The following is an 18,307-nucleotide window of genomic DNA, read 5'->3' as shown; positions in this document are numbered from 1 at the left end:
CAACCTGTCCTAATTCTATAGAGAATAGCTTCAATAAAATTGCGTAAATTTGAGTTGTGGTGAATGGATAAATTACGCAGAATAACTTTCAACTTTTGCCAGTGTTGATCTGTCAGCATGGTACGAGTCATAGCGAATAGTAAAATTGGGTTTGGCGATTTGATTTTACTACTTCGCTATTTTTTTAAGCTAAAAGTGTCAACACACCCTAGTTTTTTTAAATTTTTACCAATTTTTTTCGTTGAACTTAGTATCCCAATTCTACTTAAGCTAAATTCCAGTTTAAAGGCATAATCTTTTTTTAAAAAGTATAAATTATAATCTTCATATTGATTATCATTTATAAAAAGTACAACTTTCCCTTCATATTTTGCGACACTTAAGCTCTCTAAAAAAACCTCCACTTTATCTGGTGTATAACCTGTAGCTGCCCCCAAAATAATTGATGATGTCAAATCTTTCATATATCCTACTTTTCAATTCAATCGCAATAAAGTTTTAAACTTCTCAAAAATATTTGATTTTGATTTTTCATCAAATAACTTGAATAAGTTAAACCATTTGTTTTTACCCAAATAGTTTAATTTGATATTATCTTTATCTTCTAAAAAGGCCATCATAAATACTCCTTGATCGTCATCAACCATAGAATCAAGTAATATTTTTTTTTGACAGTTATATACTATATTAGAAAAATTAAGCCATTTTTCTTTAGTGCCAACAATTGCACCACCTATAATAAAAACTTGATTTCTTAAAATTGATTCATTGACCAACTCTTTACTAATCTTAAAGTTTTTATTAATCGTGAAAAAATGAATTTTATCTTCATTAAATGGATATTTCCATTTCACTAAACCATTGAGTGTTTCTTTACTTCTACAATAACCAAAATCTACCCAAGCCACCAAATGAGTATTTACCAACTTACTTGTTATAGCTTTTTTTACGAAATATGCTTTCAAATTAGTTACTAGAACATAATCTGGCGACCAATATTCTGGATTTCTTGATTGAGCTGGGTCAACTGTGTTTTTAAATACACTACTATTTTGTACAGCTTTTATTTTTTCTCTACAATCTGAAAATTTACTATTAATATCAATTTCCACTACAATAGTTTTTTTATTTTTTCTTATTTTTCTTATTTTTTCTGAAAATTCTGAAGAAGTAAAAATTATCATATCATTTTCTAATTCAGCTAAATTAGAAAAATAATCTAAATACTTTTCAGGAGAACGTTGCAAGTAACTAGGATGGCCTTTTTCTACGCTCCAATTCCCTCTGCCTATATCAAAGAATGCACTTACTATTGTAATTTCAGATTTATCAATCACTTAAAATACCCTTAAATATTAAAAAATCTTTATTAGTAAAATTTTACATTATTTGCAAATAAAGCATATTTCACTTGCTTAAGTACACGCATAATTTCCAACTGAATTTTTGCCCACCCCTTTTTCTTCTGCTTACGCATACGCGCTTTACGTTCAGCAAGCAAATCACTTGAGAGAACTGTCTTCTTCTCAGGAAAAAGCATCATTTCTTGAATACAAAGAGCTGGTGTCATTTGATAGACAGGATAAATTTTAGCTTGAATAAATTCATCAAACATAACTTGATCTAAAGGAATTAACTGAATCTTTCGCACATAATCCAAGTATTTTTGTGCACCTTTCAGACTTAAAATATAGCCCGCTGTCCCTAAATTTTTTCCCGTTAACTGAACAATCTGACGCGATCCATTTGCGATATTTATCTTAGGCCCACTTAAAAACACCTTATCGGCAAAAGCTTCTATTTTAATAATATCCCAGTCATTTTGAATCCAGTCATCCTGACTCAGAAAATAGTCAGCATTTTCTCCCAAATATACATCATCTTCAAAAACTGCCAAATGCGGAATCTGCTCATCTACCATTTTTTGCCAGATCGATACATGACTCATAAAACAAGCTAACTCGCCAGAAGTCAGAAAATCTTCGTGCACCTGCAGTGCCATTTTTTCAGCCAGTGGTTTAGCTAAATCTGGTGTCAATGCATCAAAGAATTCAAAACCGATATTCTGTTTGCCAAATTCTTTTTGAATGTGTTCACGACGTGCAGTTGCTGTTTTTAGGCTAATTACAATGTTTTTCATACAGATTTACTTACTTTGAAGCCATTAAGTGTTTAAGTGCATAATAGCGGTCACGCCACATGCGCTTCTGCTTCTTCAAACCATGGGACAAGCCACGATTTTCTTTTTGTTTACGTGATACGCCCTGAGAAGCGACTGTCCCTAAAATATCACTGTCTAAACCTGCAGGTCGAACCAAGGCTGGCCACACACCTAATCCCTTTCCATTTTTACTCAGCCAGGTCTGGAAGAAAATATCGACAGGCATATTTATATGCTTACCAGCTTCTAAAAATGCTTGAGCACCTTGGCGTGACCAGATCAAACCTAATCCGCGAATTGGAAAATAAAAAGCATGCCACATGCTCATATCTTCAATCTGGATAATATCTTTCGCCAGCTTTTTCTTTTTGGCTGCAATATTGATTAAGTACCAATCTAAATCTTTATGCTGATCCAGATATTCCAACACACCATCCAGCTTTGTTTTAAAGTCTGGATTAATTTTCATATCATCTTCAAGTATAACCAGATAATCTGCATCAGTATTCAGAAACTTCTCTGCGCAAGCATAATGACTCAGATAACACCCCAATTCTGAGTTCATCAGGCTACGTCCAAGAATCTGTTGCGCACCTTGATCATCATAGTTGGCAAATTCAGTTAAAGCCTTGCCACGGCCATCGACTGCGGAGAAACGTTCAAAGGACCAATTTACTGCATCTAGTTGCTGAGTCGCCCGTTCAAGCCGTTCATGACTACCATCCAGATTAATCAGATAAGTAATTACTTTCATCATGAACCTCTAAGCTGAAATTGAATTTGGCAAATAACCAGCCAGTTTTTTCTGCATGGCATTACTGATCTGCTTTGCATCTACTGGCTTTAATTGATCCAGACTCTGGATACAACCATATTTTATTGCAGGATTATCTAAAGCTGAAATAAAACTGTCGAGGCTATCTTCATTTTTCAGATAAGCCAGTTTAATATCCGGCTTCAGCTCAGCTTGCTGCTTTTGAATCTTGATATGATTCATCAGTGAAATAGGATTAAGCTGCTCTACACTGCGGAACTTGTATTTAATCTGGGTTTCCAGCAACTGCGGATATGCCAATAAATAATCTTTCAAAGCATGACGATCGACAATATGCGGATAATGGTGAATTTCAAAGAACTTTTTGAAACCCAGGATATCCGCCCCTAACATTTGTGCAATCATATGCTTAGGCTGAATTGGCTTGCCAAATTGAGCCTGCAAAAACTGGCGATATTTTAACTTTGTCTTCAGCGCAAAACTGCTTTGCCAGTGGCCATAGATCACCAAATGATTACCGTTTAGAAAATCTTTTGGCTGTGCAGTTGAATTAAAGAAAAAGTCATCATTCAAATAAATAAAATAGTCTGATAATCCTTCAATGTTCCAGAGCATACTTTCAATGGATCGGGTATTAAAAGTGGGCAAATGCTGCTCATAACCTCTAAAAATTTCCCGATGATCCACTACACGAATTTTATCGGCAGTACACAGGCCTTGTGCAGCAAATTCATCAATAAATTCTGGGCGCTGGTTATCGGTCACTACAAAAATATTGCGGCAAAAAGGTACATATTTCAGGATTGAAGCAATGTTGTAGTAGATTTCATTATTACTGGCGAAGCGGGTATCACTGACTGCATCGGATGCATCTTCACCAGTCAGATATTTATGCCGTTTCTTTTTTAATTCCAGATCATTGCCATCCACCCAGGCAATTACAATATCAATTTGCTGCTGCATTTACTTCATCACTTTAAAATAGGTACCGGATTGCTTAATTACTACACTTAATAATTATTGCCACGCATCCTTGATCCATTGCGATGGCAGAACATAACGGTACCATTTACCACCGCCGCCGTTAATTGCGTCAGGTGGATTGATTTCACCATGGAAAATAATAATTTTGACACCTTCCGGCTTCACAGGCGGCTTGAAATAAGCCATTGGAATTTTTTGCAGACAGTGATATTTATAGCTCTTGCACCAGGAATCCGGCCAGTAACTCAGTTTCTTTTCCTGATCAACATACCAGGATAAATAAGCCTGCTCATTACGAAACTTCTGACGGATTTCATCAAAATGTTCACGGAAATATGGCATCAAACCAGGAAAAGCTCCCAGCTTGAAACGATAAACCGAGCTATTTCCGGTAATACGCCATGGACGTTTCCAGTCATGAATAATCAGGAAATCACCCGGATGGGTAAAGAAACTATCGATATTATCGACAATCACAACATCTAAATCGAGGAAAAGTGCATTTCCTTTTAAACCATACAAGTCAGGTTCAAAGGTCGATAATTTATTCCAGCCACGTTCAGGACTACCTGCTGGTAAGGCCAATGGTGGAATAGGAAAACATTCAACAGCAGGATCAATGCCCTCGATACGGTCTGTCAGACACACCATTTTAAAGTCAACCGTAGTATGACGCTTGACCATGTTGTATAAACGATTGACGTACTCTGCCCCATATTTGGTGCCCCACTTCATGCATAGCACAATATTCTGTTCAGGCTGTGTATGAGCCGGACCTGACAGTGAGTCGTTTACGTTTTCCTGCATGTATTCATCTTCCACCAGCATTCTGCGCCATATCATACCATCTCTAAAGCAAAGTTACTCCCCCGCTTTTCAACACCTTCATAATACTCAAAATACTTTATGGTATGATATGAAACCGCCTTGAGAACACCAATATTGGCTTGGGCTCTGGCTCCCTTATTAAAAATACATAATCAGGTTGATATGAAAATAGCAGTTGCAGGCACCGGTTACGTCGGCCTTTCCAATGCCATGATCTTCTCACAACATCATGAAGTCGTGGCATTAGATATTATTGACAATAAAGTTGAAATGTTAAATCAGAAGATTTCTCCGATTCAGGATCCTGACATTTCAACTTTTTTAAATGAAAAGCCACTAAACTTCCGTGCAACAACTGACAAATATGAAGCTTATCAGAACGCAGATTTTGTCATTATTGCGACACCGACGGATTATGATACCAAAACCAATTATTTTAATACCCAAAGCGTCGAAAGCGTCATTGGTGATGTGACCGAGATCAACCCTCAAGCGGTCATGATTATTAAATCTACGGTTCCGGTAGGCTTCACCAAAACGGTTAAAGAGAAATTTCATACAGACAATATTATTTTCTCTCCAGAGTTCTTGCGTGAAGGTAAAGCCCTACATGACAACCTTTATCCATCACGTATTATTGTTGGAGAGAAGTCAGCGCGTGCCCAACAATTTGCAGATATGCTGATTGAAGGTGCAATCAAAAAAGACAGCACTGTGCTGTTTACTGACTCAACCGAAGCTGAAGCAATCAAGTTATTTGCCAATACCTATCTGGCTATGCGCGTGGCTTTCTTCAATGAACTGGATACCTATGCACAAACGTTCGGTTTAGATACTCAGCAAATTATTGAAGGTGTCTGTCTGGATCAGCGAATTGGCAACCACTATAACAACCCTTCCTTTGGTTATGGCGGTTACTGCCTACCAAAAGATACCAAGCAGCTATTGGCTAACTACAGTCAGGTACCAAGCAATCTGATACAGGCCATTGTGGATTCTAACCGTACCCGTAAAGACTTCATTGCCGATTCCATTTTGGCAAAACATCCATCTGTAGTAGGGATTTATCGACTAGTCATGAAAAGTGGTTCAGATAATTTCCGTGCCTCTGCCATCCAAGGCGTGATGAAACGCCTTAAGGCTAAAGGTATTGAAGTCATTATCTATGAGCCAACGCTCAAAGAAGCAGAGTTCTTTAAATCTGAAGTAATTACTGATTTAGAAATTTTTAAACAGCGGGCAGAGGTGATTATCACCAATCGTCGATCTAAAGATCTCAGTAATGTTGAAGATAAAGTTTATACACGTGATATTTTTGGAGGCGATGAATGAAAATTCTGGTAACAGGTGCAGCAGGTTTTATTGGATTTCATGTTTCCAAAAAGCTTTTAGAACGTGGTGATGATGTCGTCGGGTTCGACAACATGAATGACTACTATGATCCAGCGTTAAAACAGGCACGTGTAGATCTGTTAATTCAAACGGCAGAACAGCAGACGGGGCAGTTCAATTTTATTCATGCTAACCTCGCAGATAAAGCTGTGGTCGAAAAGTGTTTTCAGGAGCATCAATTTGATCGCGTGATTCATCTGGCAGCACAGGCAGGTGTACGCTATTCGCTTGAAAACCCAATGAGCTATGTCGAAAGCAATATTGTAGGCTTTACCAATATTATTGAAGCCTGCCGCTCTGCCAAAACACCACATCTGACTTATGCCAGTACCAGTAGCGTGTATGGTGCCAACACTACCATGCCTTTTAGTGAAAAGCATGGTGTCGACCATCCGATCCAGTTCTATGCAGCAACAAAGCGTGCCAATGAATTGATAGCACATAGCTATAGCCATTTATTCAAACTACCAACTACAGGCCTGCGATTTTTTACTGTCTATGGTCCTTGGGGTCGTCCGGATATGGCTCTCTTTAAGTTCACTAAGAATATTATTGAAGGCAAATCTATTCCGGTTTTTAATCACGGCAACCATACCCGTGATTTCACCTTTGTTGCAGATATTGCTGAAGGCGTGATCCGTTCCAGTGACCAGATTGCTGCACCAAATCCAGACTGGGATAGCAACAATCCTGATCCATCCACCAGCAATGCCCCGTTCCGGATCTTTAACATCGGCAATAATTCGCCAGTCAAACTGATTGAATATATCCATGCCATTGAAAAAGCAGTCGGCAAAGAAGCCATTCTGGACCTACTGCCACTACAACCCGGTGATGTACCAGATACTTTCGCGGATAGCTCAGCACTAGAACAAAGTGTAGGTTACAAACCTTCCGTTTCTGTTGAAGATGGCGTAAAACAGTTTGTTGACTGGTATCGGGATTTCTATCAGGTTTAATAGATTCTTCTAGCCATAAAAAAAGGACTCATTTGAGTCCTTTTTTTATCTGTTGAACTTATTTTACGTAAGTTAACCAGTGCGCATATTTAGGGTCTTTACCCTGAACTGCATCAAAGTATGCTTTCTGGATTTGAGTTGTGATTGGACCACGTACCCCTTCACCAATTTGACGGTCATCATATTCACGGATTGGTGTTACTTCAGCAGCAGTACCAGTGAAGAAAGCTTCATCTGCGATATAGAATTCGTCACGAGTAATACGGCGTTCTACCACTTCATAGCCAAGATCTTTAGCAATGGTAATAATCGATTGACGAGTAATACCGTCTAATGCGCCACCAGCGATGTCTGGAGTGTGAATTACGCCATCACGTACTAGGAATACGTTCTCGCCTGAACCTTGGCATACATAGCCTTGTGGATCAAGCAGCATTGCTTCGTCATAACCAGAATGTGCCACTTCTTGGTGAGCAAGAATCGACAATGTGTAGTTACCAGATGCTTTGGCCTTACACATGGTCACGTTTGGATGATGGTGTGTGAATGATGAAGTTTTTACACGAATACCTTTCGCCATCGCATCATCACCAAGGTAAGCACCCCAGCTCCACGCTGCAACTACAGCATGAATAGTATTGTCAGTAGCAGCAATACCTAATTTTTCAGAGCCAATAAAAATAATTGGACGTAAATAGCAAGATGCCAATTTATTTTCACGAACCACATCAATTTGAGCTTGTTCTAAAGCTGCGTGATCAAATGGAACTTTCATTTGATAAATTTTTGCAGAATTGAGCAAACGTTTGGTGTGTTCTTTCAGACGGAAAATAGCCGTTCCATTCGGGGTTTCATAAGCACGGACACCTTCAAACACACCCATGCTGTAATGCAAAGTATGTGTTAATACGTGAGTTTTCGCCTCACGCCAGTCTACTAGTTGTCCATCTTGCCAAATGAAACCATCACGATCAGCCAAATTCATGCCACAAACTCCAATTTTTCACAATTATTCACTATCCGGTGCAAATACTGCACTTGGATCAATCAGTCTTTGCCATAACTTGCAAACGGTCTTTCGGGTATCGTGCCAGTCGCTTGCAGACACTTGCATGGATTGATTTGCAAGGGCTAAGCGGTGGCTCTCGGCGCGTTCACGGAGATAAGCTTGAATCAGAGCAGTCGCATCGTCGCTGGATAAGCAACCTGATTTTGCGGCATCCTCAAGGATTCTTACATTGTCGGAGTAATGGGCGAGATCTTTATTCGTCCCACTCCAAGCTAACACCGCATACTGTGCCATAAATTCGATATCAACGATACCACCTGCATCTTGTTTTAAATGAAAAATCCCATCTTTTTTTTGCTCTTTGGAAGAACCCAGATGATCTTTCATTTTCTGACGCATTTTTAGAACTTCACTACGTACATGACAGATATCGCGTTTCTGGGTAAGAATCTTACAACGTAGTGCTTCAAATGTCTCTCTCAAGCTATTTTCACCGGCAATGGAGCGTGCACGCACCAAGGCCTGATGTTCCCACAGCCATGCATTTTTCAACTGATATTGCTCAAATGCTTTCAGGCTAGTGACCAGCAACCCCGCTTCTCCAGAAGGACGTAGACGGGTATCAACTTCATAGACACGTCCATCCAGTGTTTGTGTGGTCATGAGCGACATAAACTTCTGTGCCACACGCATGGCAAACTCAAAACCGCTAATCGGCTTGAGACCGTCCGTATCTGCCTGCTCACCCATATAATGAATGAAGACCAGATCCAGATCCGAACCATAACCCAACTCAATGCCACCGACTTTGCCATAGCCAATGACGGCAAAAGCCGTATGTTCTATTGAGCAGCGCTGCCCTTCTGCATCCAGCGGAAAACCATGTCGTTTAGCCACAATCTGATAAGCCAGATGCAGCGCAGCATTCACTGAGACTTCTGCAATATCTGTTAAGGCATCCGAGACTTTCATTAAAGGGCTTTCCGCCAGCACATCACTGGCCGCTACCGCAAGTACATTGGATTTTTTAAACAGGCGTAGCACCCGCATCTGGTCTTCGACCTGATCAATTTCGATTCTGAGCAATTGCTGACGCAGGCTATCTTCCAGATCCTGACGCTTAGGCAATTCAAAATCCATCGACAGGAATTCATCCAGCAATACAGGATAATGAGTAAGTTCCTCACAGATCCAGGGGCTGACAGTCGCCATTTTTACCAAACGCTGTAAAGCACCCTTGCTTTCAATCAGCATTACCAGATAAACGGTACGACGCATGACGGATTCAACCAATGGCATCAGGCGGACCAGTGCAACTTGCGGTTTATCTGATTCTAGAATGGCTTCAATCAGGTAGGGCCAAAATGTTTTTAAACGTTGAATGGCTTTAGCTGGCAATTTTTTTAAGGCATGTCCATGCCAGAATTCATGCACCAGATTTTTTGCATGATCATCCAAGACTTCATTCAGCTGTTGTTCCAACTGAGAAAAACTTTTGCCTTGAGGCTCTGGTCCATTTTCCTTGATCAAGTGCTCAAACTGGTAAATCACTTTAGCGCGTTTTTGATCCAGCACTTCCATAAAGGCGGACCAGTCTGAAAAGCCCAAAGTATCCACAATACGTTGACGTAAATCTGGCTCAGTCGGCAAACATTGGGTTTGTTGATCATGCAGCGCCTGAATAGCATGCTCTACCCGACGAAGGAATAAATAGGCATCTTCGAGGTCAGTCACTGCCTGCTCATCCAGCAGTTCAGCCTCATCCAGATGATTCAGGCTGACCAGACATTGCCGGTCTTGCAGCTCTAACTTGGCTCCGCCATAAATCAGCTGAAAAACCTGCACTATAAATTCAACTTCACGAATCCCGCCTGCGCCAAGCTTGATATCATCTTCAATATTACGGCGCTGTACTTCACGCTCAATCATTGCTTTCATTTCACGCATCGCTTCGAAAGCGCTGTAATCGACATATTTACGGAAGACGAAAGGACGGGTCATGTCCAGCAGTTCATCACCTTCTGGACTCGGATTAACGATGCGGGCTTTGATCCAGGCATAGCGTTCCCATTCACGGCCATGCTGGCTGAGATATTTTTCTAATGCGGCATGACTGATGGCCAGAGCAGAACCATCACCCCATGGTCGCAGACGCATATCAACGCGGAATACAAAACCTTCAGCGGTGATATGGTCTAGCAGATAGATTAACTTTTGTCCCCACAGAATACAGAATTGCTGAACGTCAATGCATTTACGTCCATCCGTTTCACCCTGTTCATCAAAGGCAAAAATCAGGTCAATATCACTGGAAAGGTTGAGTTCCTGAGCGCCCAGCTTGCCCATTGCAATAATAATGAGATCCTGAACTTTACCGTTATAGCCAATTGGCTGGCCATATTTGGCGACTAGAGGAATACGGGCAAACTCTTTGGCAGCGCAAATGCAGGCATCGGCGAAATCAGACAGCTCTCGAGTCAGTGTGATGACATCGGTGAGTTGATTGGCATCCTGCCAGATCCAGCGGAACATCAGGCGAGCACGCAGAATACGTAAACTACGCATCCACATGGTTTCATCGCTGATATTTAATAGATTGGAATAGATTAAGTCTTGAATCTGTTCAGTGCCGAGTGATCCCTGAAACTGATTAATTGCATAATCCTGATTCAATAGATCTTGATGATTGGCCAATACCTGTTCTGCATACTGACTGGCTCTTAAGGTTTTCTGCAATTGTACCGCATCCATCACTCGGTGATTCCCTCAAAACTTTTATTTAGTTATAGCAGGAGTTCAGGCCGAGTGGGAACGGTTTTAATAGAAATTTATGATTTTCAGGACTTTTCAGTATGCAGGTCTTCAAGTACCAATGCCTGATGATCATTGGTCACTTTAGGTAAATGCACAGTAAAGGTGGTTCCAGCGCCTTCTTTAGAATCTACGACAATCTGTCCATGGTTTAGGTCTACAAAACGCTTACACAGTACCAGACCCAGACCTGCGCCTTTCTCATTGTCTGTGCCTTTTAAACTCAACGTGAGATTTGGTCTAAACAGATTTTCCATTTGCTCTTCAGTCATACCGAGACCAGTATCCTGAACAGTAATCTTGACTTGCTCACCTTCCATTTCAGCAGCCAGAATCACCTGCCCACCCTGATCAACTGGAGTAAATTTCAGCGCATTCGATACCAAGTTCTGCAAGACCGAAGTAATCATATTGATATCAGCATGCACCTTAATATCTTCAGGAACCTGGTCGATCAGCTCAATATTCTTTTTCAGCGCCAGACTTTTCAGTACATCACAGACAATTTTAGTGGACTGTTTTAATTCATAATTAATCGGATGATAAACAAAACGTCCACCCTCAGCCATCGCCCAGGTCAACAGACTTTCTAACAAGTTATACGTCGATTGAGCCGTATCATATAAATAATCAGAAATACTCTGGATACTGGATTCATCCAGAGTGTCACGTTCCTGTGCCAGCACTTCCGAGAAGCCTAACAGACCATGGAAAGGTGCACGCAGGTCATGAGCAATAATTTGGAAGAATTTGGTTTTACTGAAGTTTTGTGCACATTGCTGTTCGTATAACTCTTTCAGCTGTGTATGTTCCTCATTCAGTTTAACTCGTTTTACTAAAGATTCAGCAAATTGCTGGACGATAATAATAGCTTCCTGATCAAATACTTCAGTCTGATCGTCAAAGAAAACCACCTGCCCCAAAGACTGTCCTTGGGCTGATTTCAAATTGAATGCTACGAGCCGCTGATGGACTACGCCAAGGCTGTTCACATGATCTGATAGTTCTGCATATGCAGCATGACTTTGATCGATCACATCCATTTCTTGTAGATATTTAGGGATGTCCACATTCTGTGGTACGTGCAAACCGCGAAAACCGAACGGACAGCTGTACCAGATATAAGGTTCCGTATGGAATCCGATGATACAGGTCTTAACGCCGAGTACTTTACGGGCGACCTTACAGAAGGTGTCTAATAAATTGTCAGAGGTATAGACACCTAAAATGAGAGATATACGGCACGAGCTTAACTGCTCCGTATTCTGACCGATCTCTAGCAGTTTTAGTTCCATGTCTGCCTCTCTGGATGTTATGGAATATAGAATAAAAATTACAACCGACTAAATTAATACAATCAATAACAAAGATTCTATATTTACTCAACGTTAAAATCTCATTTATCGACTAAAGGATTTGTTAACTTATTTCTCTAAAGATACATTGATAGCTTCAATACCTTGATATTTAAATATTAAGAATTACTTGAAAAAATATTCCTCTTATAAAAAATTACATATAATTATTTGAAATTCCTGAATTCATTTCAAATTGTTTCAATATCATCTGAGTTCTGAAATCTGAGGAAGATAAAAACAGCTCATTTTTCTTCTGATCTTTAGGTAAATAAAAGCTTTTGAATTTTCAAATATATAGAAAATGCTTATTGTCACTTTCTGAAAAAATAGATCGCTAATCATATTAACTTTGACCTAAATTTATTTCTATTTTTTAAATATTCTTAATAATCATAAAATATTGAATGATTTAAATAATTTATTTATGCACTAAAACCAATTTATTACGTAATCAAAAATATTAAAAGTTTACATTTTTTTACAGTTAACAATGACTTATAGGAACATTCTTGAATTTTCATGGAAAATAAAAATTAATTAGAGTGAATAAAAAAAGCGACAAAATGTCGCTTTTTTATTCATTATAATCAGTTATCTGAAATCAGGGCAACTTGCTGCACATAGTTAAACAGCTTTTGCTTTGAGGCTGCCACTTCTTCTTCCGGTGCCTGATTTTTTAGATCACGATGCACACGTAAATAATGCTGACGTAAGGTATGACGCTCTGTCGCATTATAGGTTTTGGTAAATTCATTAATTGCAGGATCACCATCTTTCACGATACGGTCAACCCAACGCTGCAATTGTGCTGTCTTTTTCAAACCCTGTTTCGGAGTCAGATAAGACAGAATCACGGTTTCATTTTCATTACGAAGTAATTTACCAATACGTGAAAATTGACGACGGCGTGCTTCATGTGAACTGATTTGCTGGACATCCAGCAAAGCTTCAATCAGACGTTCTTCAACGGGTAAGTTTTTAATTTGTTTTGCACTCAGTTCTGCCAACTGTGCGCCTAAAGCAGCCATACGCTGAACTGCTTTTTTCTGTTCGGTTTTACTTGCGCGTCCCTCTAAAGATTCAAAGTCTTCTTCAGTTAAACTGCTCGGTCGACGTGCCACGATTAATCTGCCTCATAAAATTTTGCCGCAAACAGTGCCTGAATTTCAGATAAGGCCTTTTCCTCATCTGCACCTTCAATCACTAAGCGTAAAGTTGTTCCTTTGCCCGCACCAAGCATCAGCAAGGACATAATATTTTTGGCATCAACCAATTTGTCCGACTTGCCAATCTGGATACTGGAACGAAATTTGGTGGTAACTTCAATGAGTTTACCTGATGCACGCGCATGTAAACCTAGTTTATTAATTACGTCAACAGTCGTATCAATCATGACCAGTGCTTCATTTCTCGGTGGAGGACTTGAATAGACCATTTTGCCTCAAGCGCTTTTTTTAGTCTATCCACAATATAAACAGAACGATGCTGGCCGCCAGTACAACCAATCGAGATGGTCATATAATGACGATGACCCTCAGCAAAGGTCGGCAGCCATTTGTCTAAAAAATGATAAATATCCTGGAACATGTCTTCGACCTGATCACTTTTTTCCAGGAATTCCTGTACCGACTGATCCAGGCCTGAATATTTACGCAGTTCGAGTTCCCAATGCGGATTCGGCAAATGACGGACGTCAAAAACGTAGTCAGCATCTAAAGGAATGCCATGCTTATAGCCAAAAGATTGCAGAATCACAATCAGGTTATCGGTCTGCCCCAGCTTGTACAGCAAGGTATGTTTTAGATCATGCACGCTTTTATCAGTGGTATCGATATGCACTGTAGAACGCAGCTGGATCGGCATCAGCAGGACTTTTTCTTCCTGAATACACTGATGCAGACTCTTGAAACGGGCAGCCAAAGGATGCGGACGGCGTGACGCACTAAAACGGGCAATCAGCTCCTGATCCTGCGTAGTCAGATAGATGACATCTACCGTACCATGCTGTTGCAGCTGTTCAAATACATGGTCGAATTCCTGCAAATCTGCACGGGTACTACGAACATCCACCCCAAGCGCCAACTGTTCCAGATTATTTTCACAGTCCAGCTTCGCCACAATTTCAGGAAGTAAGGCCAAAGGCAGATTATCAATACAGTAATAACCCAAGTCTTCAAGTACCTGCAATGCAGAAGATTTACCTGAGCCAGATTGTCCTGTCACAATTAAAATGCGCTTCATGCCTTACGATCCTTTTACTTATCCAGCTGCGTATTTGATCTGCAGATTATCAATCAGACGAGTTTTTCCTAATTTTGCCGCGATCAGAATCACGACATCCTGATTAAATTCATCAATTTTCTGCAATTCCGGTGTACGGACTTCTATATAGTCCACTACCAGACCTGCATCTGTCAAAGTTTGACGGATACCTGCCAGTGCTTCCTCCAAAGTTTTACCTGCATGTAACTGCTGCTCAGCAGTTTTCAGACTCTGGAAAATGACTGGTGCTGTTGCACGTTCCTGCTCGCTTAGATAGCCATTACGCGAACTAAGTGCCAGACCATCTTCAGCACGAGCAATCGGCACACCAATCACTTCCAGTGGAATATTCAGGTCTTGAACAAACTGACGAATCACAGCCAGTTGCTGATAATCTTTCTGACCAAAGAAAGCATAGTTAGGCTGAACAATATTAAATAATTTGGTCACCACGACCGCTACACCATCAAAATGACCTGGACGCTGTAAGCCACATAGATCATTGGTGATACCAGACACACTGATATTGGTCAGACGTGGCTTGTTACCATACATCTGCTCTACAGTTGGGGCAAAGACAATGTCACAACCTACATCTGCCAGTAACTGCTGGTCCTGTTCCAATGTACGTGGATAATTATCAAAATCTTCATTTGGTCCGAACTGGATCGGATTAACGAAAATACTCACAACAACGACATCACACAGTTTACGCGCCTCACGCACCAGATTCAGGTGACCCTGATGCAGGTTGCCCATGGTCGGGACAAAACCAATAATTTTACGCGCAGAACGTGCAGGATTGAGCGAAGCAGATAATCCTTGGATGGTTGTTTCTGTTTTCATGTTACAACTCGACTTGGAATGTTTGTTCAGGTGCTGGGAATGAACCATCTAAAACAGCCGCATGATAGGCTTTAAATGCATCCAGAATTGCAGTCGCACCAGACTGTTCTTTCATAAAGTTACGTACAAATTTCGCGGTATGGCCAAAGGTTAGACCAAGCATGTCTTGAACGACCAATACCTGGCCATCAGTGGCTGCCCCTGCTCCAATACCAATCACTGGAATATGTGGGAAAAGTTCAGTAATTTCCTGACCCAATTGTGCAGGCACGCATTCCAGCAACAGCACTGCTGCACCGGCTTCAACCACTGCCTTACAGTCAGCAATCAGTTGATCGGCCGCTTCACGGGTACGGGCCTGTAGCTTATAGCCACCAAAGACATGCACCGACTGCGGTGTGAGACCCAAGTGAACACAGACTGGGATCCCGTTACGGGTTAGAACCTGAACGGTTTCCGCCAACCAGGCACCACCTTCCATCTTGACCATTTGTGCACCGGCCTGCATCACCGTTTTTGAGCTTTGTAATGCATCATTCAGAGTGGCATAACTCATAAATGGCAGATCAGTCATAATCAGTGCATGCTGATTGCCACGGCGTACCGCTGCGGTATGGTAAGTCATATCTTCTACAGTCACAGGCAAGGTTGAATCACGACCTTGAATCGACATACCCAAAGAGTCGCCAATCAGAATACTGTCAACTTCAGCAATTTCCATAGCTTTGGCCATACTGGCGTCATAGCAAGTCAGGCAAGAAAATTTGCGTCCTTCCGCTTTATATCGTCTTAAATCACTGAGACTGATCATGAAGATGTTCCTCTATTATTGAAGTTCTCTCGAACATGCCAATAATTAAAAATTAAATATTTGCCCAATTCGTGCGGTCAAAAACCGTTAAGGTTGATTGCTTGACGATGTCTAGGTCTTTTAATGTGTTTCCATTCAGCTGCAAGTTGGCATCAATATCCAGTAATGGCACCAATACAAAGTCACGTTCCAGCACGCCCACATGCGGTACGGTTAACCGTTCATTTTGAATCTGTTCATCACCATAAATAAGCAGATCCAGATCCAAGGTACGTTCACCCCAATGACGTAGACGCACACGCCCAGCCTCCTGTTCAAAGGCTTGCAGACGATCCAGCAGATCCAGCGGTGCCAGATCCGTAATTAACTGTACGACAGCATTAAAATAATTCGGCTGATCTTGTGGCCCCATGGGTGGGCTTTGGTACAAGTGTGAGGTTTTTACCTGCCCCAAACTTGCCAGCTTTTGCACGGCTTCAGCCAGAATCTGGCGTGAATCGCCCAGGTTACTTCCTAAACCGATATAGGTCACTGTCATTGTGTGGGCCCAAAAATAACCTGGCTTAAATCACGCTGTACCCGTTTACGCTTGGTAATTGGATGGTCTGCACCAATGTCGCCGCTGGCACTGGCCGCCACATGAGAAATCGGTTTGCTACGCTCATTCTCAAATTTGGCTTTACGCGCACGACGGCTACGTGGTTCCGGCTCATTCACCAGAGGTTCAATCTCGGTTGCTACATCTTGTGCAGCCAGGCGCTGTTCCAAGTGTTCTTCCTGAGAAGCCTTACGACGGCTCTTGGCACGCTGACGGTTATATTGGGCAATGGCACGCTCTTTTTCATCGCTGCCCATTTGCTGATAGGCTTCCCACCAGCTTCCCATACCCTGTGCAGTTTCATCGCCTGATTTTTCACGCAGCAACAAAAAGTCAAAGCCGGCACGGAAACGTGCATGACCTGATAATGCTTCAATCTGTTGCGGTTTTGGATTGAGCAAGCGGGTTTGCATTTCCCAGACTTCACGAATGAAAGTTTCCGCAAAGCGTGGAATCACAGTACGGGTAGCCTGACGTTTCAGTACATCCAGTCCTGCCTGTGCACGTGCTTCTGCAGGCACTACCCCTTTAGACAGATAAAAATCACAGCGCTCTAGGAACGGTTGCCACAACAATACCGCATAGAAGAAAGCCGGATTGATGGTCTTGCCAATCGAAATACGCTGATCGGTATTTTTCGCTGCCAGTTCAATAAATGCAGTAATGTTTGGCTTGATATCGGCAAACAGCTGACGCCAGATGCCAAAATCAATCAGCATTGGCATCACACGATTCAGATGTCCCATAGTGAATAGCTTTTGCGATTCATCATAGAGACGGTGTGGAGACACATCACGTAGAAGCTGGGTCATTTCCGGAGTGAAAATATCCAGAATGGCTTTATCAATACTGAAATTGAGTTTGGCTGCAAAACGTAAAGTTCGCAGCATCCGGACCGGATCTTCCTCAAATCTTAGAGTCGGATCACCCAGTAAACGCAGCGTTTTGTGTTTAATATCATCTACTGCATTGCAAAAATCCAGCACGATACCTTTGCGTGGCTGGTAATACATGGCATTGATCGAAAAATCTCGACGAGCAAAATCCTGCTCAATGGTGCCCCAGTTATTATCGCGCAGGATCATCCCTGCTGCAGAGGTCACCGCTTTTTTAGGAGGCGCACGGAAAGTTGCCACTTCAACCAGTTCACGGCCCGAATAGACATGCGCCAGCTCGAAACGTCGTCCGATAATCCGACAACGCCGTCCGAACACTTCTTTAACCTGAGCTGGTGTAGCATTGGTCACTGCATCGAAATCTTTGGGATTTAAACCCAGCATCAGATCCCGGACACCACCACCTACGATATAAGCTTCATAGCCTGCCTTGGTTAAGGCATCAATCACATCGAGAATATAAGAAGGTAATTGAGCGGTTGATAAACCACATTTTGACGCGCGCAAAGTTTGCAAAAGACGCTGTCTCCTACGTCTGAACGTAAAATTCTAAGATGACGCTAATCATATCGCTTACACCGCTAAAGGGCAATTTGATTATGTCATTCTCATGGTTC

General features: G+C 41.5%; 18 protein-coding genes and 1 pseudogene. 2 read left to right on the top strand and 17 right to left on the bottom strand.

What is annotated here, in order from left to right; translation table 11 throughout:
* The 7 genes and pseudogenes from FTV14_RS06015 to FTV14_RS05985 all read right to left on the bottom strand — a co-directional run.
* Positions 1-131, bottom strand: a pseudogene (locus FTV14_RS06015) (IS5/IS1182 family transposase); the annotation flags it as partial.
* 45 nt (positions 132-176) lie between these two features.
* Entirely contained in the window at positions 177-464 is a 288-nt protein-coding gene (locus FTV14_RS06010) for a hypothetical protein (protein WP_180053536.1), read from the bottom strand.
* Between the two features lie 12 nt (positions 465-476).
* Complete coding sequence (locus FTV14_RS06005; RefSeq protein ID WP_180053535.1) at positions 477-1,337, bottom strand: WlaTC/HtrL family glycosyltransferase; 861 nt, start codon at positions 1,335-1,337, stop codon at positions 477-479.
* A 32-nt stretch (positions 1,338-1,369) separates the two neighbouring features.
* Entirely contained in the window at positions 1,370-2,140 is a 771-nt protein-coding gene (locus FTV14_RS06000) for a glycosyltransferase family 25 protein (protein ID WP_180053534.1), read from the bottom strand.
* 10 nt (positions 2,141-2,150) lie between these two features.
* Entirely contained in the window at positions 2,151-2,915 is a 765-nt protein-coding gene (locus tag FTV14_RS05995) for a glycosyltransferase family 25 protein (RefSeq protein WP_180053533.1), read from the bottom strand.
* 9 nt (positions 2,916-2,924) lie between these two features.
* Positions 2,925-3,899, bottom strand: coding sequence for a stealth family protein (locus FTV14_RS05990; protein ID WP_180053532.1), 975 nt, complete (start codon positions 3,897-3,899; stop codon positions 2,925-2,927).
* Positions 3,900-3,953: 54 nt separating this feature from the next.
* Positions 3,954-4,727 carry a glycosyltransferase gene (locus FTV14_RS05985; protein ID WP_180053539.1) on the bottom strand — a complete coding sequence of 258 codons (774 nt, stop codon included), beginning with the start codon at positions 4,725-4,727 and terminating at the stop codon, positions 3,954-3,956.
* 183 nt (positions 4,728-4,910) lie between these two features.
* Between FTV14_RS05985 and FTV14_RS05980 the strand changes: the two genes are divergently transcribed.
* Together FTV14_RS05980 and FTV14_RS05975 are read left to right on the top strand one after the other, a co-directional pair.
* On the top strand, positions 4,911-6,080 hold the full coding sequence (locus FTV14_RS05980) for a nucleotide sugar dehydrogenase (protein WP_180053531.1): 1,170 nt from the start codon (positions 4,911-4,913) through the stop codon (positions 6,078-6,080).
* Complete coding sequence (locus FTV14_RS05975; protein ID WP_180053530.1) at positions 6,077-7,099, top strand: NAD-dependent epimerase; 1,023 nt, start codon at positions 6,077-6,079, stop codon at positions 7,097-7,099. Before FTV14_RS05980 ends, FTV14_RS05975 begins: the two co-directional genes overlap by 4 nt.
* 58 nt (positions 7,100-7,157) lie before the next feature.
* Here FTV14_RS05975 and FTV14_RS05970 read toward each other — a convergent pair whose 3' ends face one another.
* From FTV14_RS05970 to pcnB, 10 genes are all read right to left on the bottom strand, one after another.
* Complete coding sequence (locus FTV14_RS05970; protein WP_005232095.1) at positions 7,158-8,084, bottom strand: branched-chain amino acid transaminase; 927 nt, start codon at positions 8,082-8,084, stop codon at positions 7,158-7,160.
* A 24-nt stretch (positions 8,085-8,108) separates the two neighbouring features.
* Positions 8,109-10,859: a bifunctional [glutamate--ammonia ligase]-adenylyl-L-tyrosine phosphorylase/[glutamate--ammonia-ligase] adenylyltransferase gene (glnE, locus tag FTV14_RS05965; protein WP_180053529.1), complete on the bottom strand. Its 2,751-nt coding sequence runs from the start codon at positions 10,857-10,859 to the stop codon at positions 8,109-8,111.
* Between the two features lie 86 nt (positions 10,860-10,945).
* Positions 10,946-12,214, bottom strand: a complete 1,269-nt coding sequence (locus tag FTV14_RS05960; RefSeq protein ID WP_180053528.1) for a HAMP domain-containing sensor histidine kinase — start codon at positions 12,212-12,214, stop codon at positions 10,946-10,948.
* Positions 12,215-12,864: 650 nt separating this feature from the next.
* Positions 12,865-13,398, bottom strand: a complete 534-nt coding sequence (yjgA, locus tag FTV14_RS05955) for a ribosome biogenesis factor YjgA (RefSeq protein ID WP_005232100.1) — start codon at positions 13,396-13,398, stop codon at positions 12,865-12,867.
* 2 nt (positions 13,399-13,400) lie between these two features.
* A complete protein-coding gene (locus tag FTV14_RS05950) occupies positions 13,401-13,670 on the bottom strand; it encodes an HPr family phosphocarrier protein (protein WP_034169914.1) in 270 nt (89 codons plus the stop codon).
* The gene (rapZ, locus tag FTV14_RS05945) at positions 13,667-14,518 is read right to left on the bottom strand and encodes an RNase adapter RapZ (protein WP_180053527.1); all 852 of its coding nucleotides are present in this window, start codon (positions 14,516-14,518) and stop codon (positions 13,667-13,669) included. Before rapZ ends, FTV14_RS05950 begins: the two co-directional genes overlap by 4 nt.
* 18 nt (positions 14,519-14,536) lie before the next feature.
* Complete coding sequence (gene panC, locus FTV14_RS05940; RefSeq protein WP_034703490.1) at positions 14,537-15,385, bottom strand: pantoate--beta-alanine ligase; 849 nt, start codon at positions 15,383-15,385, stop codon at positions 14,537-14,539.
* A gap of 1 nt (position 15,386) precedes the next feature.
* The gene (gene panB, locus FTV14_RS05935) at positions 15,387-16,196 is read right to left on the bottom strand and encodes a 3-methyl-2-oxobutanoate hydroxymethyltransferase (RefSeq protein ID WP_180053526.1); all 810 of its coding nucleotides are present in this window, start codon (positions 16,194-16,196) and stop codon (positions 15,387-15,389) included.
* A gap of 52 nt (positions 16,197-16,248) precedes the next feature.
* Positions 16,249-16,734, bottom strand: a complete 486-nt coding sequence (gene folK, locus FTV14_RS05930) for a 2-amino-4-hydroxy-6-hydroxymethyldihydropteridine diphosphokinase (RefSeq protein WP_179992366.1) — start codon at positions 16,732-16,734, stop codon at positions 16,249-16,251.
* Positions 16,731-18,206 carry a polynucleotide adenylyltransferase PcnB gene (gene pcnB, locus FTV14_RS05925; RefSeq protein WP_180011818.1) on the bottom strand — a complete coding sequence of 492 codons (1,476 nt, stop codon included), beginning with the start codon at positions 18,204-18,206 and terminating at the stop codon, positions 16,731-16,733. Before pcnB ends, folK begins: the two co-directional genes overlap by 4 nt.
* Between the last annotated feature and the right edge of the window lie 101 nt (positions 18,207-18,307).

Source organism: Acinetobacter sp. YH12236, from assembly GCF_013417645.1.
GTDB lineage: Bacteria > Pseudomonadota > Gammaproteobacteria > Pseudomonadales > Moraxellaceae > Acinetobacter.
The sequence above is the reverse complement of the archived record's forward strand: the minus strand, read 5'-3'. Positions and strand labels throughout refer to the sequence as shown.